The sequence below is a fragment of the Coprococcus sp. AF51-11b1 genome (assembly GCF_027682785.1).
Classification (GTDB): domain Bacteria; phylum Bacillota; class Clostridia; order Lachnospirales; family Lachnospiraceae; genus Allocoprococcus; species Allocoprococcus comes.
Window position 1 is genome coordinate 109,242 of sequence record NZ_JAQCZB010000010.1, and the last position, 21,043, is coordinate 130,284.

The following is a 21,043-nucleotide window of genomic DNA, read 5'->3' on the forward strand; positions in this document are numbered from 1 at the left end:
CAAAAAAGGAGGGAATTTACAGTGAGATTAGAAATGGGTCACATTTTTATTAACGACATTCAGTTCGCGTCTGAGTCTAAAATCGAAAACGGCGTTCTCTATGTTGATGAAGAAGCTGTAAAGGCAATCGTTCTTGAGGACGAAAAAATCAAAGGCGTTAAGTTTGATATTGCAAAACCAGGTGAAAGCGTTCGTATCACTCCGGTTAAAGACGTTATTGAACCACGTGTTAAAGTTGAAGGAAGAGGGGGAATCTTCCCGGGCGTTATCGCAAAAGTTGACACTGTAGGAAGTGGTAAGACATATGCATTAAAGGGAATGGCTGTTGTAACAGCTGGTAAGATCGTTGGTTTCCAGGAAGGTATCATCGATATGTCAGGCCCGGGTGCAGAATATACTCCATTTTCAAAGCTGAACAACTTAGTTGTTGTCTGCGAACCGGTTGAAGGAATCAAACAGCATGAATATGAAAAAGCTGTTCGTCTTGCCGGATTCAGAGTAGCAGTTTATCTTGGGGAACTTGCTCGCGAACTTACACCAGATGAGACAAAGGTTTATGAAACATACGGAATCATGGAAGGAAAAGAAAAATTCCCGAACCTTCCGAGAGTTGCTTATGTACAGATGCTTCAGAGCCAGGGGCTTCTCCATGACACATATGTATACGGTGTTGATGCTAAGAGAACACTCTCTACAATCATGAACCCGACAGAAGTTATGGACGGAGCTATCGTATCTGGTAACTGTGTATCCGCTTGCGATAAGAACCCAACATATGTTCATGAAAACAACCCGGTTGTACATGACCTGCTCGAAGAACACGGAAAAACAATCAACTTCGTTTGCCAGATTCTTACAAACGAAAACGTATACCTTGCTGATAAGATGCGTTCATCTGACTGGACAGCTAAGATGTGCCGTCTGTTAGACCTTGATGCAGTTATCGTATCTCAGGAAGGATTCGGTAACCCGGATACTGACCTTATCATGAACTGCAAGAAGATCGAAGCTGAAGGCGTTAAGACTGTAATCATTACAGACGAATATGCCGGACGTGACGGAAAATCTCAGTCACTGGCAGATGCTGATCCGGCTGCAGACGCAGTTGTAACCGGTGGAAATGCTAACCAGGTAATCGTACTTCCTAAGATGGATAAAGTAATCGGAACAGAAGAATTCGTTACAACCATTGCTGGTGGTAATGAACATTCTCATCGTGAAGATGGAACAATCGAAGTTGAAATTCAGGCCATTACCGGTGCTACAAATGAAACCGGATTTGGATATCTGAGTGCACGTTAGGAATGGAGGACGAAAAGATAATGAGTAAAATTAAAGTTGTACATTATATCAATCAGTTCTTCGCTCAGATCGGTGGAGAAGAAAAAGCTGATTATCCTGCTGAACTTCGTGTAGGCGAAGTTGTCGGACCAGGTATGGCTCTGATGCAGCAGTTTAAAGATGAAGCAGAGATCGTAGCTACAATCGTTTGCGGTGACTCTTACTTCAATGAAAACCTTGACAAAGCAAAAGCTGATATTCTTGAAATGGTTAAGAGCCAGAATCCTGATATCTTCATCGCTGGACCTGCTTTCAATGCTGGACGTTACGGTGTTGCATGCGGAACTATCTGTGATGCAGTACAGGAAGAACTCGGAATCCCGGCAGTAACTGGTATGTACGTTGAAAACCCAGGTGCTGATATGTTCAAGAACAAAGTTTACACAGTATCTACAAAGAACAGCGCAGCTGGTATGAGAGACGCAGTTAAGAAACTTGCTCCTCTTGCTCTTAAGATCGCTAAAGGCGAAAAAATCGGTGCTTCTTGCCAGGAAGGTTACATGCCGAACGGAGTTCGTGTAAACTTCTTCGAAAAAGAACGTGGATCTAAGAGAGCTGTTAAGATGCTCCTTAAGAAACTGGCAGACAAGCCGTTTGAGACAGAGTATCCAATGCCAACATTCGACCGTGTTGATCCACAGCCAGCTATCAAAGATCTTAGCAAGGCTACAATCGCACTTTGTACTTCAGGTGGAATCGTTCCGAAAGGAAATCCGGACCACATCGAAAGTTCAAATGCCTCACATTACGGAGAATATGACATCACAGGTGTTATGGATCTTACAGAAGAGACATACGAAACAGCTCATGGTGGATATGACCCGGTATATGCAAACGAAGATCCAGACCGTGTACTTCCTGTAGACGTTATGCGTGAATTCGAAAAAGAAGGCGTTATCGGAAAACTTCACAACAAATTCTATACAACAGTTGGTAACGGTACAGCCGTAGCTTCTGCAAAAGCTTTCGCTGAGGAATATGCTCAGAAACTTATAGCAGACGGTGTTGACGCAGTTATCATGACCTCTACTTGAGGTACCTGTACACGTTGCGGTGCAACAATGGTAAAAGCAATTGAAGCAGCTGGACTCCCGGTAGTTCATATGTGTACAGTAACTCCGATTTCCATGACAGTTGGTGCGAACAGAATCGTTCCTACGATTGCTATTCCTCATCCACTTGGAAATCCGGCTCTTGAAAAAGATGAAGAGTATGCTCTTCGTAAGGGTCTTGTTGAAAAAGCTCTGAAAGCTCTTACAACAGAAGTAGACGGACAGACAATCTTTGACAACTAAATCATAGTTAGAAGGTCATGTAATTTTATTAAAAAAGGAGAGAACGTTATGAGCAAAGTTTATGACGTGATCGTCCTGGGTGCGGGACCTGCAGGCTTAGCTGCAGGTCTGTACGCAGGAAGAAGCCGTCTTTCAACACTGGTTATTGAGAAAGGTAAAGATGGCGGACAGATCGCAATCACAGATGACATCGAAAATTATCCTGGACAGATCGTAGAAGGGGAAAGCGGTCCTTCTCTTATCGCAAGAATGACACAGCAGTGTGAAAAATTCGGCGTTGAGAGAGCCTCAGATGTAATTAACGAAGTACACCTGGACGGCGATATCAAAGTACTGAAGAGTGCGAAGGCTGAATATCAGTCAAAGACGGTTATCATCGCAACCGGAGCTTTTGCAAGACCGATCGGATGCAAAGGCGAAAAAGAGTTCATGGGCAAGGGCGTTTCTTACTGCGCTACCTGTGATGCAAACTTCTTTGAAGATTTTGAAGTATACGTAGTAGGTGGAGGAGACTCTGCTGTAGAAGAAGCTATGTACCTTACAAAATTTGCAAGAAAAGTTACCATTATTCACAGACGTGATGAGCTTCGTGCAGCAAAATCCATCCAGGAAAAAGCTTTCAAGAACGAAAAACTTCACTTTATGTGGGATACGGTTGTAGAAGAAGTTGGCGGTGACGGAATCCTTTCTGAGATGACTGTTAAAAATGTGAAAACAGGTGAACTCACTAAGATCGTAGCTGATGAAGATGACGGAATGTTTGGTGTATTCGGATTTATCGGAACACTTCCAAACTCAAAGATCTATGAAGGAACAGGTCTTGAGATGGATGAAAGAGGATATATTCCGACAGATGCAGATATGCACACTAATATCCCAGGCGTATTCGCAGCAGGCGATATCCGCGTTAAGAGCTTAAGACAGGTTGTTACAGCTGCAGCTGATGGAGCAATTGCAGCTACACAGGCAGAAAAGTATATTAACGAATTAAAATAATAAACACTTTTTAATAGAGTGAGGAGGACATTTGACATGTTAGAAGTAGATAAGAAAACATTCGAAGACGAAGTCTTAAAAGCAGAAGGTTATGTATTCGTAGATTTCTTTGGTGATGGATGTGTTCCGTGCCAGGCTCTGATGCCGTTCGTACACGAAATGGCAGATAAATACGGAGATAAGATCAAATTCACATCTCTGAATACAACAAAAGCTCGTCGTCTTGCTATCGGACAGAAGATCCTTGGACTTCCGGTTATGGCTATTTACAAAGATGGCGAAAAAGTTGAAGAAGTAGTAAAAGACGATGCTACACAGGAAAGCATCGAAGCAATGATTAAGAAATATATCTAATCATTATTTAATTAGGTGAGCCGCGCACAGCCGGCAGAGATCCGGCTGTGTGCTCACAATATATAATCGCGTAAAGCGTGTAAAACTATTATCAAAACAAAATTTTAAAAGAAAGGAAGGAGGAAAAGACATCATGGCAATTTTAAAAGATAAAAAAGTTGTTATTATCGGTGACCGTGACGGTGTACCGGGACCAGCAATCGCAGAATGCGTTAAGACAGCTGGCGGAGATGTAGTTTTTTCTTCAACAGAATGTTTCGTCTGAACTAGCGCAGGCGCAATGGATCTGGAGAATCAGAAAAGGGTAAAAGAATTTGCTGAGGAGTACGGCCCGGAAAACGTAGTCGTAATCGTAGGCGCAGCTGAAGGAGAAGCAGCAGGACTTGCTGCAGAAACCGTTACAGCAGGAGACCCGACATTCGCAGGTCCGTTGACAGGGGTCCAGCTTGGACTCACAACTTATCACGTATGTGAACCAGAGTTAAAAAAAGAATTTGACCCGGCTGTTTACGATGAACAGGTAGGCATGATGGAAATGGTCCTTGATGTTGATGATATCGTAGACGAAATGTCAGCAATCCGCAACGAATATTGCAAATACCTCTAAGATAAAGAGGGATTTATCCTTCGAAGCGGAATATCTGAGATAGAGGTACAGGCGGCAGGATTCTTCCTGTCGCCTGTTTTATTGCCAGGCATATCGGGAACATGCTGGTATTGCATTAGTGAATTGCCTAGCATCTCGGAAGCGTGCCAGTGATGCGCTTCTGATAAAAGCTTGTTTAGCGCATTCTGCCCAAAATCTTTTAAATCAGGACAGGTAGATTATACGCGCATATCACGGAGAAATGAATGATGGTGACACTCGTAAAAAGAGAATGTCAGGAAAGGTGGAAACCAGCGATGAACAGTGTAATTAAAGGAGCAGGATATGTACTCGTACATACCCCGGAAATGGTAGTTTACAACGGAACAACACAGACAACAGAAAGAGTTGTTAATCCGGAATCAGAATATTTAAAAGAACTTAGAGATCATCTTCGGTCATATGATACATGTGTAAATTATTGGCCGAATCAGGTATATATCGGAAATGCAACACCGGACGACCTTGCCCAGGTTGAATTTCCTTACTACGATAAAGTAAAAGAAGGTGCAGAGCGTTACGGAAAATACGGTGAGATCATGCCGGAAGACGAATTCCTTCTTTTAGCTCAGGCATGCGACATGTTCGAAGTTGTTATGCTTGAAAAAGGATTTGTAGCAGCTACAAAAGAAAAATTTGCAGCAGATCCGATCATCACAGATGATATCGTAGAAAAAGTAATCGAGGGATTTGAAATCTCAGAAATCGAACACTTTGTAAATGAAGAGCATGCTGAAGGTCTGTATCATGAAAACAAACTGGTAGGCTGTGTAAAGAGAGCGCATGACATTGATGCAAACCTTTCAGCTCATGTTATGCATGAAAACATTATGAGTAAGGCATCCAGCGTGCTCGCCCTCCTCTATGGTGTAAGAAACGCAGGAATCGAAAAGACAGACGTTGAGTATGTCATCGACTGTGCAGAAGAAGCTTGTGGTGATATGAACCAGCGTGGCGGTGGTAACTTCGCAAAAGCAGCAGCTGAAGTTGCAGGACTTTTGAACGCAACAGGTTCTGACTCCCGTGGATTCTGTGCCGGACCATCTCACGCACTGATCGAAGCAGCAGCTCTCGTAAAATCAGGCGCATACAAATGTGTAGCTGTAACAGCTGGTGGTTGTACAGCAAAACTTGGTATGAACGGTAAAGACCATGTAAAGAAAGGTCTTCCGATCCTGGAAGACTGCCTTGGCGGATTCTGCGTAATCATCGCAGAAAACGATGGTGTAAACCCGGAAATCAACCTGGATATCCTTGGACGCCATACAGTAGGAACAGGAAGTGCTCCGCAGAACGTAATCGGAAGCCTTGTAGCTGATCCACTGGAAAGAGCAGGACTTAAGATCACAGATATCGATAAATTCTCTCCGGAAATGCAGAACCCGGATATCACAAAACCGGCAGGAGCCGGAGATGTACCGCTTGCTAACTACAAGATGATCGCAGCTCTCGCAGTTAAGAGAGGCGAACTTGACAGAAAAGAACTTGCAAGCTTCGCAGGAGAACACGGACTGACAGGATGGGCTCCGACTCAGGGACATATTCCTTCAGGTGTACCGTACATCGGATTTGCAAGAGAAGATATCCTTGCTGGAAAGATCAATAAAGTCATGATCATCGGAAAAGGAAGTCTGTTCCTTGGACGTATGACCAACCTCTTCGATGGTGTATCTTTCGTAATCCAGGCAAATACCGGTGCAGAAGATAACAGTGGTGTATCAGAAGAAGAAGTAAAAGGACTGATTGCAAAAGCAATGAAAGATTTTGCAGCATCACTCATGGCAACAGAAGAATAAGAAAGGTGGACAAACAAAATGGCAAATAGTATTGAAAGAATGATTGCCGACACCTTTATGGAGATGGCGCAGGGACTGGAGACAGGAAGCTTCGGAAAGCGCCCGAAAGTTGCACTGACCGGAATGGGAAGCGAACATGGAGAAGAAAACTCTATGGCAGCGGCAATTGAAGCGGCAAAAGACGGAATTGATGTATATTATATCGGAACATTAGAAGCAGAAGGCGTTACAACTGTTAAAGTGGCTAACGATGAAGAAGGTCATGATAAGATGGAAGAAATGCTGAAGAATGGAGAAGTAGATGCAGCAGTAACCATGCACTTCCCATTCCCGATCGGTGTATCTACAGTAGGACGCTGTGTAACACCGGCAACTGCAAAAGAAATGTTCATCGCTAATACAACAGGAACATCCAGCACAGACCGTATTGAAGGAATGATCAAAAATGCGATCTACGGAATCATCGCTGCAAAAGCTTGTGGCAAGAAGAATCCGACCGTTGGTATCCTGAATGTAGACGGTGCACGTCAGACAGAGAAAGCTCTGAAGAAACTGCAGGAGAACGGGTATCCGATCGAATTTGCAGAATCAGGAAGAGCAGATGGCGGATGCGTTATGAGAGGAAATGACGTCCTTCAGGCATCCCCGGACATCATGGTAACAGATTCCCTCACAGGAAATATCATGGTGAAAATGCTTTCTTCTTTCACAACAGGCGGAAGCTTTGAAGCTACAGGATTTGGATATGGACCAGGAATCGGAGAAGGATATGAACAGCTTGTCATGATCGTATCCAGAGCATCCGGAGCACCGGTTATCGCAAATGCAATCCGTTACGCAGCACAGCTGGTAAGAGGAAAAGTATTTGAAGTAGCGAAAGAAGAATTTGCAGCTGTTAAGAAAGCTGGATTAAAAGAAATCCTTGATGAGCACAAAGCTTCTCAGAAACCGGCAGCGGCTGAAGAAGAAGTAAAAGAGCCACCGAAGGAAGTCGTTACAGCACAGATTCCAGGTATTGAAGTTATGGATCTGGAAGACGCAGTTAAAGTACTGTGGAAACTCGGTATTTACGCAGAAAGCGGAATGGGATGCACCGGACCAATCATCCGTGTATCAGACGCAAACCTCGCAAAAGCTGAGGAAGAACTGAAAAAGAGCGGATATATTAACTAATAAAATCTGCCTTTTTATAAACACTCTCACTCTAATTCAGGAAGATGGGCTTTCCGGTCATAAGACCGGGAAGCCTTTTTCCTTGCGAAAAACTGTTTTTGCAGAAAGATTATACATTATTTGTCACAGATACTGTGAACGGTAATGATTGTACTGTTTTGTGTACGAAAAATTTTTGGTTGATTTTTAGAATAGGAAATAGTATCATGACAGTTATAAATCCGAAAAAGTGAGAGGGAGAAAGTCATGGATACGCAATTATTACTGAAAACGGCGATGCTTGCCGGTGAAATAATGCTACGAAGCGGAGCGGAAACGTATCGTGTGGAAGATACCATGCATCATATACTGAAGACGGCGGATCACATCGAGATGGCAGAAGTTCTGGTGATCATGACCGGAATTTCCGCGACGATCAAACTGGAGAACGAAAAGGCAGTTACTGTTACAAAGAGAGTAGAAGAACGGGATACCAATCTAAAGCTCGTCGTAGATGTTAATGAGATTTCCAGGCAGTATTGTGGAGATGATCTGACACTAGAGCAGGCATATGAGAAGCTTTCGACGTTAAAACAGTTCGAGTTCAGCCGCAAGACAACTAACCTGGCAATGATGGGGGTTGGTGTGGGATTTACAATTTTTTTTGGTGGATCCATTGCAGATACCGGGGCAGCCATCATTGTAGGACTTTTTCTTGTTGCCTTTGTATCAGCGGGACAGGATCTGAAATTTCACCCATTTATTCAAGATATTTTCGCAGGATTTGGTGTTGCATTTGCCTGCTGCCTTCTAAAAGAAGGTCTGGGTGATCAGATGAATATGGATACTGTTATGATAGGAAGTTTCATGCCTCTTGTACCGGGAATGGCAATCACCAATGCTGTCAGGGATACCTTGCGGGGGGATTATCTTTCCGGTGGTGCAAGAGTGATGGAAGCTTTCTTAAAAGCACTTGGGATTGCAATTGGAATTGGTATTGGGCTGGCGCTTTGCACAAAGATTTTTTAGCAGGAAGGAGAGCAAAAAATGAACAGTACGGTTTTTGAAATGATCATCCGGGTATTTGGAGCGTTTTTGTCTATTTACAGTTTTGCGGTTCTCCTTCAGGTTCCGCGCCGCTTTGTTCTTCAGGCTGGTATTGTAGGAGCAATTGGTGGATTTGTTTATTTGCTTGCAATACATTTTGGCAGAGGAGATATGATGGCATCTTTATATTCAGCAGTTGCAGCTGCAGTTGTTTCGCATATTTTTGCGAGAGTTTATAAGACACCGGTTACGTTGTTTCTGATTGCCGGGGTTCTTCCGACTGTTCCCGGAAACGGGATGTACCAGACGGTTCATTATCTGATCGACGGGAACGAGGCGATGTCCGAATTTTATCTGATCCAGACATTGGAGATCGCAGGCGTGATCTCTCTTGCAATTTTTGTCGTGGATACCTTTTTCCAGGCTTTTCAGAAGAGTGAGTGGAAGCAGAATTCCATGAAGTACGTCCGAAAGATCGTTCCTGGAGCTGAGGAACCGCAAAATACAGAAAAACGGGAAAAATAGTGGCTTCGGAATGCTTGAAGTAAAAAAGGGAATGTGTTAGTATTATAAAGATGAACATATATTAGAATGTCATAGAGAACTGTGAATAGTCTATTTTCACAGTGAAAATAAAACAGAAGTTAAAGAGAGGAACACTAAAATGAAAAAAGTCAGAACAAGATTTGCACCTAGTCCGACAGGTAGAATGCATGTCGGTAATTTGCGTACTGCATTATATGCATACCTGATCGCAAAACATGAAGGCGGAGATTTTATGCTCCGTATTGAAGATACAGATCAGGAAAGATATGTAGAAGGTGCATTGGATATTATTTACAGAACACTGGAGAAGACAGGCCTTGTTCATGATGAAGGCCCAGATAAAGATGGCGGTGTCGGACCATACGTTCAGAGTGAAAGACAGGCTTCAGGAATTTACATGAAGTATGCTAAGCAGTTAATTGAACAGGGAGATGCATACTACTGTTTCTGTGATAAAGAACGTCTGGAATCTTTGAAGACTTCTGTATCAGAGGATGGAACACAGATTGTGAATTATGACAAGCATTGTCTGCATCTGAGTAAAGAAGAGATAGAAGCAAACCTTGCAGCCGGAAAGCCATATGTTGTCCGTATCAATATGCCGACAGAGGGAACCACAACTTTCCATGATGAAATTTATGGAGATATTACCGTTCCGAATGCGGAACTGGATGATATGATCCTGATCAAATCAGACGGATATCCGACCTATAATTTTGCGAACGTTATTGATGATCATTTGATGAATATTACACACGTTGTCCGAGGAAATGAATATCTTTCTTCAGCACCGAAGTACAACCGTCTTTACGAAGCATTTGGATGGGAAGTACCGGTCTATGTACATTGCCCGCTGATTACAGATGAGAACCACAAAAAGCTCAGCAAGAGATGTGGACATTCTTCTTACGAAGATCTTCTGGATCAGGGATTTGTAAGTGAAGCAATTGTAAATTATGTGGCACTTCTTGGATGGTGTCCGCAGGATAACAGAGAGATCTTCTCACTGCCGGAACTTGTTGAAGCATTTGACTATCATCATATGAGCAAATCACCGGCTGTATTTGATATCAATAAGCTGAAGTGGATGAACGGGGAATATCTGAAGGCTATGGATTTTGATAAATTCTATGAACTTGCAGAGCCGTATATCAAGAAAGTGATCACAAAGGATTATGATCTGAAAAAGATTGCGTCTCTGATCAAGAGCCGTATCGAAATCCTTCCGGATATCAAAGACCAGATTGATTTTTTTGAAGCTGTTCCGGAATATGATACTGCAATGTATTGCCATAAGAAGATGAAGACTAACGAAGAGACTTCTCTGGAAGTATTAAAAGAAATTCTTCCAAGACTGGAAGCATGGGATGATTACAGTAATGACGCATTATTCGGGCTGCTGAAGGGATTTGCAGAAGAAAAAGGTTATAAGAACGGATATGTGATGTGGCCGGTAAGAACTGCAGTTTCAGGAAAGCAGAATACTCCGGGTGGAGCGACTGAAATCATGGAAGTTCTTGGTAAGGCAGAATCTGTAGAAAGAATCAAGAATGCAATAGAATTATTAAGCAGGTAATATACAGATATAAAAGTATGCATGGGGGACGGATTTCTTTTTTCGCGTAATGCGGAAGAGGAATCCGTTCTGTTGTATTACATATGAGAAGGGGAGTTCATGAAACTAAACAGAGGACAGGATGAAGCGATAAAGCACGGGAATGGACCGTGTATGGTGCTGGCACCTCCGGGTTCGGGAAAGACGCTTATTGTCACAGAACGTACCCGTTATCTGATCGAGGAGAGTGGAGTACGCCCGGATCAGATTCTTGTAATTACTTTTACAAGATATGCAGCACGTGAAATGAAAGAACGTTTTGAAAGGCTGACTGCCGGAAAAAATTATCCGGTAACGTTTGGAACCTTTCACAGTATTTTTTATGGGATTCTAAAATGTGCCTATGGGATTGGTGCGAATAATCTGATGTCTGAAAAAGAGTCCTCTGTACTTTTACAGGAGGTCTTAGACCAGACCAATATCGAATCAACACCTGAAGTAGAAGATGAAGAGGAACTGGTGAGAGAACTTCTGCGGGAAGTCGGCATGGTAAAGAACGGACTTTATCATCTGAAAGATTTTCACAGTAAGTATCTTACACAAGATGAGTTTGCAGAAGTGTTCCGCAGCTATGAGCATCAGAAAAAAGAACTGAAAAAATTTGATTTTGATGATATGCTGGTACAGTGTTATGCACTTTTCCGGAAAAAGCCGGAGATTCTGCAAGGATGGCAGAAGCGTTTTCAGTATATCCTGATCGATGAATTCCAGGATATCAACCGTGTGCAGTATGAAGTGATCCGGATGCTTGCAGCACCGAGGTACAATTTGTTTGTAGTCGGGGATGATGATCAGTCCATTTATGGATTTCGTGGAGCAAAGCCGGAGCTGATGCTTTATATGAAGCAGGAATTCCCGTCACTTCGGACCATTTCGCTGACGGTGAATTATCGTTCTACCGAATTTATTACCGGAGCAGCGACAAGAGTGATTTTGCATAATGATACCCGTTTTTACAAGCGTGTACAGTCATTTCGGGGAAGAGGACAGAATGTTCATGTGCAGGAAGTCCTGGATGAACAGGAAGAGGCGCAGTATGTAACGGAAGAGATCCAGAAAAAACTGGACCAGGGAATAAAGCCGGGAGAAATTGCTGTACTTTTCCGGGCAGCAGTCCAGGCGCGAATGATTTCGGAAATATTAAGCGAACACCGTATCCCGTTTGAAATGCGAGATTATGTGACCAATTTTTACAGGCATTTTATTGTAAAAGATATGATGGCATATCTGCAGTTGGCAGCAGGAAAGCGGGACAGGTCGCTTTTCCTGACGATCTGTAACCGACCACTCAGGTATCTGGCACGGAACAGTATGGAGAACCGGCAGGTAAATTTTGAGGATCTGCGTAAATTTTATTGCGATAAGGACTGGATGCTGGATATTATTGACCAGTTTGATGTGGATGTCCGTATGATGAAGAATATGGCACCTTATGCGGCAATCCAGTATATCCGAAAAAAGATCGGATATGATGATTTCCTGAAAGAATATGCCGAAAAACATCAGATTTCGTGGAAGCAGCTGATGGATGTGATGGCAGAGCTTGAGGAGAGGAGTAAAAACTTCAAATCCTATGATGAATGGGAAATCCATATTGCAAAATATACGCAGGAGCTGGAAGAACAGCAGGCAAAGGCAAGGAAGATCAAAGGAGAGCGGGAGAATAAGGTACAGCTGATGACGATCCATTCAGCGAAAGGACTGGAATTTGAGGATGTATTTGTGATCCATGCCAATGAGGGTGAGATTCCGCATCAGAAGGCAGAAAAGAAAGACGAGATTGAAGAAGAGAGAAGACTTTTTTATGTAGCACTAACCCGTGCGAAGAATAATCTCTGTATTTCCTATATTACACAAAAAAACGGGAACAGTATCAAACCGTCCCGTTTTGTGGAAGAGCTTTTAGGTCAGAGAATAAAATAATTATTCTTCAATATCAAAGCCTTCAAATTCCTGTGTATCAAGCCATTCATCAAACTTATCCGCAGCGCGGTCATACTCATCATCATCTTCGATATTCTGAAGATCATGATCGGAGCCGCCTGTGGTATCACGGATAAAGCGATAGATCCATACGTCTCCGTCCTCATTTCCACCGTCTTCATCAAGCGGAAGAAGTGCAATGTATTCGGTAGAATCCATATTAAAAGTTGTGATAATGGCGCATTCGATTTCCACATCGTCATCAAGTGTCAGTGTGACAACATCGGATTCAAGCAGATTATGTTCCTTTTCCATTGTTCAGTTCTCCTTTCAATCTGATACTATCACTCTAACAGAGTATGGGGATATTTGCAAGGGGAAAAGTATTGACATTAGCGGTAAAAAAGATACAATAAAAGAAAGGTTTCAGGGAGGTTTATCTATATGAAGAAAAAGATTTTTTCTATCTTTCTTGTGATGGTTCTCTGTATTGGCATGACTGCAGGCTGTAAGAAGAATGTTGGGACAAGCCAGGACAATGCAATAGCAGAAGAGGACGATGACAGCAAGGAAGAGGCAAAAAGCTATCGTTTTGGATTTAGTTGTATTACCATGGAAAATCCATACTATATTACACTTGAGCAGGCACTGAGAGAAGCAGTCGAAGCACAGGGAAGTACGCTGGTGACAAAAGATCCGGCACTGAATGTAGACACCCAGATCGAGCAGATCCATCAGATGATCAAAGACGGACTGGATGCCATTTTTCTGTGTCCGGTATCAAGAGATGCGATCACACCTGCTCTGGAAGAGCTTAAGGAAGCCGATGTTAAGATCATCAATATTGATACGGAAGTTAAGGATACGGATTATATTGATGCCTATATTGGTTCGGATAATAAAGCTGCCGGACAGCTTTGTGGAGAAGATCTGATACAGCAGAGTCCGGATGGTGGAAAGATTGTAATTCTTGAAGGTCTTACACAGAATTCTATTGTAGAGAGAATTACAGGCTTTGAGGAAGCAATTGCCGGAAAGGGATTTGAGATTGTAGGAAGAGCAGATGTCAGTGGAGATTTGAACGAGGCAAGAGAAGCATCTAACAAGATTTTTGCAGAGAATAAGGATGTTACGGCAGTAATGTGCGGGAACGACCAGATTGCGCTTGGGGCACTGGTTGCAGCAAGAACAGCCGGTCTTACTGATGTAAAGATTTACGGGGTAGATGGTTCTCCGGATCTGAAAAAAGAACTTCAGAAGACGGATTCCCTGATTCGCGGAACAAGTGCGCAATCACCGATCAAACTCGGAAAAGAATCGGCCAAAATCGGTTTTGCTATTTTAAACGGGGATGATTATGAAAAGACAACGTATCTGGATGTATGTTTTATTGATGCCTCGAATGTAGATATGTATGGAGTTGATGGATGGCAGTAACAGGGGGAACAGTGGATATGAAGACAGCAGTGGGATTTCCGTTTCCACAGGGATGTACTGTGGAAGGACAGACAGTGAATTTTTCGGTAGCAGTTCCGGAAGGACAGACATGTGAACTGATCATTTATAAAAAAGGTGCCAGGGCTTCAGCATTTTCACAGGAGATGCCATACTCTGATGTGGCAGGAAATCTGCACTTTCTCTCCGTTGTGCTGGAACAACCGGAAGATTATGAATATTGTTATAAAATCGGTGGAAAGATAGTTCCGGATCCATATGGAAAAGCATTTTCAGGCAGAGAACACTGGTCTGTGTCAAAGGGAAAGGAAAAGAGAAAACTGCGTACCCGGATCGTAACAGATACATTTGACTGGGAAAAGTCGCAATTTCCGCATCTGAAAAAGGAAGATGTGATCGCCTACAGTCTTCATGTCCGTGGATTTACAAAACACAGTTCGTCCGGAGTCGCACACAAAGGAACGTTTGACGGAGTTACGGAGAAACTGCCCTATCTTCAAAAATTGGGGATTAACCAGATCCATCTGATGCCGGTTTATGAATTTGATGAGAATCAGAGGCATGTGAATTACTGGGGATATGGAAAAGCATATTTCTTTGCACCAAAAGCATCATATGCGGCAGGAGATCCGGTGAATGAGATGAAGTCACTTGTTCGTCAGATGCATCTTGCGGGGATTGAAGTTATTCTTGAGATGCCTTTCACAGAAGGAACTACGTTTTCTCTGATTTTAGATTGTCTGCGTTACTGGGTGATGCAGTATCATGTGGATGGATTTATTGTGAATCCATATATCTGCAATCCGGATGAACTTGCAAAGGATCCTGTGCTTGCGAAAAGTAAGATCCTCAAAAAAGAAGACGGATTCCAGAATGTGATGCGCCGTTTCTTAAAGGGAGATGAGGGCATGATCTGGGATGTGATCTGCCAGCTGAAGAATCAGGATACACAGCTGTATAATTATATTGCAAGCCACAACGGATTTACGCTCTGTGATGTAGTTTCCTATGATGGAAAGCACAACGAAGCAAATGGTGAGAATAATCTGGATGGTCCGGATTACAATTACAGCTGGAACTGTGGGGCAGAAGGGAACAGCCGGAAAAAGGCGGTTAACGAGTTGCGGAAGAATCAGATATTTAATGCGTTCTTTTTACTTTTATTTGCACAGGGAATGCCGTGTATCCTTTCCGGGGATGAATTTATGAATACCCAGAAAGGAAATAATAATGCATACTGTCAGGATAATCTGATATCATGGCTTGACTGGAACCAGCTTTCCAGACAGGAAGAATTATATACATTTGTATGTCGACTGATTGCACTTCGCAAAGCCTGCATGAAGCAGATTGCGAAAAAATCAGAAGACACGATGGGCAGAAGCGGAATCCCTCAGATTTCCTATCATGGGGAGGATGCGTGGCAGATGCCGGCAGGGCGTGCAAGCAGACAGCTTGGTGTATTCTATCATGAAGAAAGTACAGAGAAGGACTTTTATATTGCATATAATATGCACTGGCTTTCTCATTCATTTGCACTTCCTTCCCTTCCAAAAGGAATGGAATGGGTGTGCATAGCAGGGACAAAAGAAGGAGTCCTGGATGAAAAAGAAGCAGTTCCGGTAAAAGATAAGAAGGTTCAGCTGGAGGAGCGAACGATCAAAGTTTTTGTTGGAAGGCAGGCTAAAGAATGAAAATCTGGAAACATTTTTGCACCATAACACATCACAAATATCTGGTTATGAAGAACTGCTTTAAGGTAGGACTTTACAGACAGGGACTTTTGCATGATATGTCGAAGTACTCTCCGGCGGAGTTCTGGGTTGGGTGCAGGTATTTCCAGGGAAACCGGAGTCCGAATAACGCAGAAAGAGAAGAAAAGGGCTATTCTTCGGCATGGCTGCACCATAAAGGGCGCAATAAACATCATTATGAATACTGGATTGACTACGGACTGGAAGGGGAACCAATGCTTACCGGGATGAAGATGCCCAAAAAGTATGTGGTCGAGATGTTAATGGACCGGATCGCAGCATCCAAGATTTATATGAAAGATAAATACACGGATACGTCACCGCTTGAATATTATCTTCACGGTATTGCAGGGGACTGGATGCATAAGGATACCAGGGCACTTCTGGAAGAACTTCTCTATATGCTCGCGGCAGACGGGGAAGAGAAAACTTTTGATTATATCCGAAATACCGTGTTGAAAACGAGAGATTATTAGAAAAAGAGGATAAAAACATGGCAGATTTACCAAAGGATCCAATGATCCTTCTGAGTGTGGTTAATACAAAATTACGGGATTTTTATACAGATCTGGATACTCTTTGCCAGGAGATGCAGATTGAGAAAAAAGAACTGACAGAGAAACTGGCATCCATTGATTATGAATATGATGCAGGGCTGAACCAGTTTGTATAGAGAGGTTAATAACATATGAATAATATTGATTTTGATGCAATAGATCTTACCAAAGAAGCTCCGGTCACCGAGCCGGAGAGACAGTACTATTACATTGCCAAAGCGCGGAAGTATGTAAGCGAAAAAGCACAGGAGATCGGAAGAGATCTGACTTTTTGCGTGACGACTTTCGGTTGTCAGATGAACGCTCGTGACTCCGAAAAGCTGGTCGGTGTTCTGGAACTGATCGGATACAAGGAAGAGCCGGATGAAGAGAAAGCAGACTTCGTTATCTACAACACCTGTACTGTCCGTGAAAATGCGAATCTGCGTGTTTACGGACGTCTGGGACAGCTTGGTGCAAAGAAGAAAAAGAATCCGCATATGTTCATCGGACTCTGCGGATGTATGATGCAGGAACCGACTGTTGTAGAGAAGATCAAGAAGAGCTATCGGTTTGTTGACCTGATCTTTGGAACTCACAATATTTATAAATTTGCAGAACTGATTGTGACAAGATTTGAATCTGAGAGAATGGTGATCGATATCTGGAAGGATACCGATAAGATTGTGGAGGATCTTCCGAGCGAACGTAAATTTTCCTTCAAATCCGGTGTTAACATCATGTTCGGATGTAACAATTTCTGCAGCTACTGTATCGTACCGTATGTGCGTGGACGTGAGAGAAGCCGTAATCCAAAAGATATCATTCGCGAGATTGAAGGACTTGTGGCAGATGGTGTGGTAGAAGTTATGCTCCTTGGTCAGAATGTAAACTCTTATGGAAAGAATCTGGAAGAGCCGATGACATTTGCACAGCTTCTTCAGGAGATTGAGAAGATTGAAGGACTGGAGAGAATCCGCTTTATGACTTCCCATCCAAAGGATTTATCAGATGAACTAATTGATGTAATGGCACATTCCAAGAAAATCTGCAAGCATCTGCATCTTCCGGTTCAGTCAGGAAGCAGCAGGATCCTGCAGAAGATGAACCGCCATTACACCAAGGAGCATTATCTTGAGGTGGTAAGAAAGATCCGCGAAGCAGTGCCGGATATTTCTCTTACAACGGATATTATCGTCGGATTCCCTGGGGAGACAGAGGAAGATTTCCAGGATACTCTGGATATTGTAAGACAGGTGCGTTATGACAGTGCCTTTACTTTTATCTATTCCAAGAGAACAGGAACCCCTGCGGCAGCAATGGAAGATCAGGTTCCTGACGACGTGGTAAAAGACCGTTTTGAACGTCTTTTAAAAGAGGTGCAGCAGATTTCGGCGGAAGTATGCTCTGTACATCAGGGAACCACACAGGATGTGCTGGTAGAAAGTGTCAATGATCATGATCCGTCATTGGTGACAGGACGAATGAGCAACAACCTCCTGGTACATTTCCCAGGAGATGAAAGCATGATCGGTAAGATCGTGACAGTTTACTTAAAAGAGGCAAAAGGCTTCTATTATATGGGAGAACTCTGTAAATAAATCCAATGATTTGTGATAAAATCCAAAAGAAACGCTCATGCTATGTAAGAGATTTGCATAGTGAGGGCGTTTTTTATGGTGAAAAGAGTGAGTAAAAGGGTAAGTGAGATAGTCTTTCTGATAGCAGCAGGGGGAAGCACCTATTATCTGATCGAGATCTGGTTTCGTGGATTTTCTCATTGGACTATGTTTGTGCTTGGGGGAGTTGCATTGACATTTTGCAGTTTTCAGGGCGAGGTAATGCACTGGTCTGAGCCGATGTGGATTCAGATTATCCGGGCAGTGCTTTTCCTGACATCCCTGGAATTTATGACGGGGATTATCTGTAATAAATGGCTGAAGATCGGGATCTGGGATTACCGGGATCAGCCGTTCCAGCTGTGTGGCCAGATCTGCCTGCCATTTATGGTGATGTTTTCAGGACTTTTATGCCTTGCGATCGTGCTTGGAGGAGTGGTGCTCTGGGGCGTATATGGGGAGGAAAAGCCGGAGTTTCATGTGTTGTAAAAGGGACTTAAGCATTTTTTATATGTGAAAAATGATGAAATTAAGATGAAAAGAGTCGTGGGAAACCAAACTCTTTTCATCTTTTTTTGTGGATGGTTACAAAAATGAGCATAAATGCATTTTGTTAAATGTAAAATGTTGACAATTCTAGGAAAATTAAGTAAGATACAAGAAAGGTTCAAGATAAAAAACAAGTGAATATAATCATGGAAAAAGGAGGGCAGCAGGAAAAATCGGGGAAAATATAAACTGTTTTTTATTGAATGAGAAGTATATGTTATTTGGAGGAAAACTAAAAATGAATCAATATGATGAAGCCTTAAAAAAGGAGACCGCGTTTTTGGGTCAGCCTAGGGGGGTGGGGACTCTCAGCTTTGTACAGCTTTGTTCGTCTTTTTCAAACTATGCAATGAATGCCGTAATGATCTATTACCTGTATGCAAATGCACCTGCAGGTCTTGGATTCGATAAAGCAGATGCAGCACAGTTGATTTCTTTATATGCAACTGTAGTCGGAATGACAACCATCATCGGAAGCTATGTCTGCGACCGTATTCTTGGATGTCGTAGGTCACTGCTTGTAGCCAGAGTTACCGGATTTATCGGTTATACCTTGCTTGCATTTCCACTTGGGGTAGTTGGATATGCAGCTGCTATGGGATGTATGGTATTCGGTTCACTCTTCGCAGGAAGATGTATCGAAACTCTGATCGGTAAATTCTACGATGAGAACGATGGAAGACGTGACAGTGCTTTCACAATTTCTTACGTAATTTCCAATATCGGTGCAGCAGCTCCGGCCCTTGCAGGTGTAATCGCAGCGAAATGCGGATATCACGCAGCATTCGCATTATCAGCAGTTCTCTCATTCTTAGGTACTGTTGCTTATATTGCTACTTACAAAAAATTCTTCGGAAATATCGGTCTGGAACCGGATGATCCGCTTCCGGCAGATAAGAAACGTTCTTTTGTTGTAAAAATGCTTATTGTTGTTGCTATCGTAGGAACAGTTTTAGCAGTTTCATTTGCAACCGGAAAGCTGAAAATATCTTCCTTTGCAAACGTAGTAAGTACTATTTCCATCTTTATCCCGCTTGCTTATCTTGTCTTCATCTATTCCAGCAAGAAGACAGAAAAGCACGAGAAAAAGAAAGTACTTTGTCTGCTTCCACCATTTATCTGTAACGCCGTTACACTTTTGATCTGGACACAGACAATTTCAATCCTTGCTATCTTCTATGAAGAAAAAGTAAACCGTGTGATCTTCGGAGTAGAAATTCCGGCAGCTTCATTCCAGACAATCCCGGCAATCTTTGCGGTTTGCTTCGGTAGTTTTCTTACCATGCTTTGGACAAAACTTGGCAAGAAACAGCCATTCGGAACAACGAAGATGGGATTCGGAACGATTTTGTGGGGACTTGGAGCAATGATCATTGCACTCCTTTATATCATTTACCCAGGCGATGCAAAAGTAAATGCATGGTGGATCGTATTGTTCTATGCAGTACTGATGTTTGCTGAAGGATTTACATGCCCGATCGGTTACTCCATTACAGCAGTAGCAGCACCAAAAGCCTTTGTAACACAGATGATGACTGTATGGTCAATGTCTCAGTCAGTAGGAGCTGCTCTTAACATGATTCTCGTTAACTTCTATAAAGAAGGAAGCGAAGTGCCGTTCTTCATCGGAATCGGTGCAGTTGTAGCTATCCTTGGTGCAGTCGTACTCGCTTTCAGCAAGAAGCTTGCAGAAGGAATGGGAATGGAAAGAGAAGCGTAGGAAGTTTCTCGAGAATAAATCTAATAAATGTCTTCTTAAAGAAGAAGTAATAAAAAGTATCAAAAAAAGATCCTTGTCAGGCAGAGATGTCAGGCAAGGACCTTTTAATTCTATAACATTTTGCAATATTTTGTAATAAAGGAGGAAAGTGAGGTGGACAGATTTAAAAGAATGCTGCGATTATTACAATATAAACTATAAATCCCTATGTACTTATTTGCAGAAAAATAAAATATCAAAAGAGGAGGCGCTCAGCCATTATTATCAGTATTATAAATATAATCGTTTTACATATAACCATGTGACTTATGATAGTTTCGCCGCATGCTGCATGGCATATGAGATTAAACCGATCTGCGTCCAGCGATATGCAAAAAGAAAGCATTTTCTGCTGCGGCATGCGCTTTCCAGCTATTTGAATTATCATAATAAAAGAAAAATATATTTCTGCGGACAGGAATATATTACATTTACATCATGTTGCAGAGCATTTGGATGCAATGCATCTTATGTGTCGGCATACGCAAAACGGCACGGAATATCCAGAGAAGAAGCTTTGAAATTTTATATCAATCGTATTGAAAAGCAGGAAGGACAAAAAATAGATTCCAGAACATTTGTATTCCGGGATAGTATTTATCATGATTTGAGTGACTGCTGCCGCAATCTTGGTATAAATGTCAGCAGCGTTTATGGTTA

The 21,043-nt window shown here is 42.5% G+C and carries 20 protein-coding genes; 19 read left to right on the forward strand and 1 reads right to left on the reverse strand.

Features of this window, described 5'->3' with window-relative positions; genetic code table 11:
• The first annotated feature begins 21 nt into the window (after nucleotides 1-21).
• The 11 genes from PGY05_RS10940 to PGY05_RS10990 all read left to right on the forward strand — a co-directional run bounded on the left by PGY05_RS10940 (nucleotide 22) and on the right by PGY05_RS10990 (nucleotide 12,711).
• The gene (locus PGY05_RS10940; protein ID WP_270475911.1) at nucleotides 22-1,302 is read left to right on the forward strand and encodes a glycine/sarcosine/betaine reductase component B subunit; all 1,281 of its coding nucleotides are present in this window, start codon (nucleotides 22-24) and stop codon (nucleotides 1,300-1,302) included.
• 20 nt (nucleotides 1,303-1,322) lie between these two features.
• A complete protein-coding gene (gene grdB / locus PGY05_RS10945; RefSeq protein WP_082428246.1) occupies nucleotides 1,323-2,636 on the forward strand; it encodes a glycine reductase complex selenoprotein B in 1,314 nt (437 codons plus the stop codon).
• 48 nt (nucleotides 2,637-2,684) lie between these two features.
• Entirely contained in the window at nucleotides 2,685-3,632 is a 948-nt protein-coding gene (gene trxB / locus PGY05_RS10950; protein WP_008375312.1) for a thioredoxin-disulfide reductase, read from the forward strand.
• Nucleotides 3,633-3,668: 36 nt separating this feature from the next.
• Nucleotides 3,669-3,986 carry a thioredoxin TrxA gene (trxA, locus tag PGY05_RS10955; RefSeq protein ID WP_008375313.1) on the forward strand — a complete coding sequence of 106 codons (318 nt, stop codon included), beginning with the start codon at nucleotides 3,669-3,671 and terminating at the stop codon, nucleotides 3,984-3,986.
• Nucleotides 3,987-4,119: 133 nt separating this feature from the next.
• Entirely contained in the window at nucleotides 4,120-4,593 is a 474-nt protein-coding gene (gene grdA, locus PGY05_RS10960) for a glycine/sarcosine/betaine reductase complex selenoprotein A (RefSeq protein ID WP_081445294.1), read from the forward strand.
• 296 nt (nucleotides 4,594-4,889) lie between these two features.
• Nucleotides 4,890-6,428: a glycine/sarcosine/betaine reductase complex component C subunit beta gene (gene grdC / locus PGY05_RS10965; RefSeq protein WP_055247420.1), complete on the forward strand. Its 1,539-nt coding sequence runs from the start codon at nucleotides 4,890-4,892 to the stop codon at nucleotides 6,426-6,428.
• 18 nt (nucleotides 6,429-6,446) lie between these two features.
• Entirely contained in the window at nucleotides 6,447-7,601 is a 1,155-nt protein-coding gene (gene grdD / locus PGY05_RS10970; protein WP_008375325.1) for a glycine/sarcosine/betaine reductase complex component C subunit alpha, read from the forward strand.
• Between the two features lie 246 nt (nucleotides 7,602-7,847).
• Nucleotides 7,848-8,609: a threonine/serine exporter family protein gene (locus PGY05_RS10975; protein ID WP_055157836.1), complete on the forward strand. Its 762-nt coding sequence runs from the start codon at nucleotides 7,848-7,850 to the stop codon at nucleotides 8,607-8,609.
• Between the two features lie 18 nt (nucleotides 8,610-8,627).
• Nucleotides 8,628-9,152 carry a threonine/serine exporter family protein gene (locus tag PGY05_RS10980; RefSeq protein WP_022220903.1) on the forward strand — a complete coding sequence of 175 codons (525 nt, stop codon included), beginning with the start codon at nucleotides 8,628-8,630 and terminating at the stop codon, nucleotides 9,150-9,152.
• 139 nt (nucleotides 9,153-9,291) lie between these two features.
• On the forward strand, nucleotides 9,292-10,749 hold the full coding sequence (gene gltX / locus PGY05_RS10985) for a glutamate--tRNA ligase (protein WP_055157834.1): 1,458 nt from the start codon (nucleotides 9,292-9,294) through the stop codon (nucleotides 10,747-10,749).
• Nucleotides 10,750-10,848: 99 nt separating this feature from the next.
• Nucleotides 10,849-12,711 (forward strand): ATP-dependent helicase, encoded by a 1,863-nt coding sequence (locus PGY05_RS10990; RefSeq protein WP_270475916.1) that lies wholly within the window; start codon nucleotides 10,849-10,851, stop codon nucleotides 12,709-12,711.
• On the opposite strand, the gene PGY05_RS10995 is transcribed toward PGY05_RS10990, so the two are convergent.
• Nucleotides 12,712-13,026, reverse strand: a complete 315-nt coding sequence (locus PGY05_RS10995; RefSeq protein WP_008375343.1) for a DUF1292 domain-containing protein — start codon at nucleotides 13,024-13,026, stop codon at nucleotides 12,712-12,714. It lies immediately after the preceding gene.
• Between the two features lie 129 nt (nucleotides 13,027-13,155).
• Between PGY05_RS10995 and PGY05_RS11000 the strand changes: the two genes are divergently transcribed.
• From PGY05_RS11000 to PGY05_RS11035, 8 genes are all read left to right on the forward strand, one after another.
• The gene (locus PGY05_RS11000; protein WP_173686605.1) at nucleotides 13,156-14,148 is read left to right on the forward strand and encodes a sugar ABC transporter substrate-binding protein; all 993 of its coding nucleotides are present in this window, start codon (nucleotides 13,156-13,158) and stop codon (nucleotides 14,146-14,148) included.
• Nucleotides 14,139-15,860: an alpha-amylase family glycosyl hydrolase gene (locus tag PGY05_RS11005; protein WP_270475918.1), complete on the forward strand. Its 1,722-nt coding sequence runs from the start codon at nucleotides 14,139-14,141 to the stop codon at nucleotides 15,858-15,860. Before PGY05_RS11000 ends, PGY05_RS11005 begins: the two co-directional genes overlap by 10 nt.
• Nucleotides 15,857-16,396: a DUF5662 family protein gene (locus PGY05_RS11010; protein ID WP_008375346.1), complete on the forward strand. Its 540-nt coding sequence runs from the start codon at nucleotides 15,857-15,859 to the stop codon at nucleotides 16,394-16,396. The genes PGY05_RS11005 and PGY05_RS11010 overlap by 4 nt, the downstream gene beginning before the upstream one ends.
• 17 nt (nucleotides 16,397-16,413) lie before the next feature.
• Nucleotides 16,414-16,593: a DUF4250 domain-containing protein gene (locus PGY05_RS11015; RefSeq protein ID WP_022220898.1), complete on the forward strand. Its 180-nt coding sequence runs from the start codon at nucleotides 16,414-16,416 to the stop codon at nucleotides 16,591-16,593.
• A gap of 15 nt (nucleotides 16,594-16,608) precedes the next feature.
• Nucleotides 16,609-18,057 carry a tRNA (N6-isopentenyl adenosine(37)-C2)-methylthiotransferase MiaB gene (miaB, locus tag PGY05_RS11020; protein WP_055260696.1) on the forward strand — a complete coding sequence of 483 codons (1,449 nt, stop codon included), beginning with the start codon at nucleotides 16,609-16,611 and terminating at the stop codon, nucleotides 18,055-18,057.
• 75 nt (nucleotides 18,058-18,132) lie between these two features.
• On the forward strand, nucleotides 18,133-18,564 hold the full coding sequence (locus PGY05_RS11025; protein ID WP_008375501.1) for a putative ABC transporter permease: 432 nt from the start codon (nucleotides 18,133-18,135) through the stop codon (nucleotides 18,562-18,564).
• Nucleotides 18,565-18,904: 340 nt separating this feature from the next.
• Entirely contained in the window at nucleotides 18,905-20,344 is a 1,440-nt protein-coding gene (locus PGY05_RS11030) for a peptide MFS transporter (protein ID WP_242856241.1), read from the forward strand.
• Between the two features lie 148 nt (nucleotides 20,345-20,492).
• On the forward strand, nucleotides 20,493-21,043 hold a 551-nt coding region (locus tag PGY05_RS11035), incomplete at its 3' end, for a hypothetical protein (protein ID WP_270475919.1).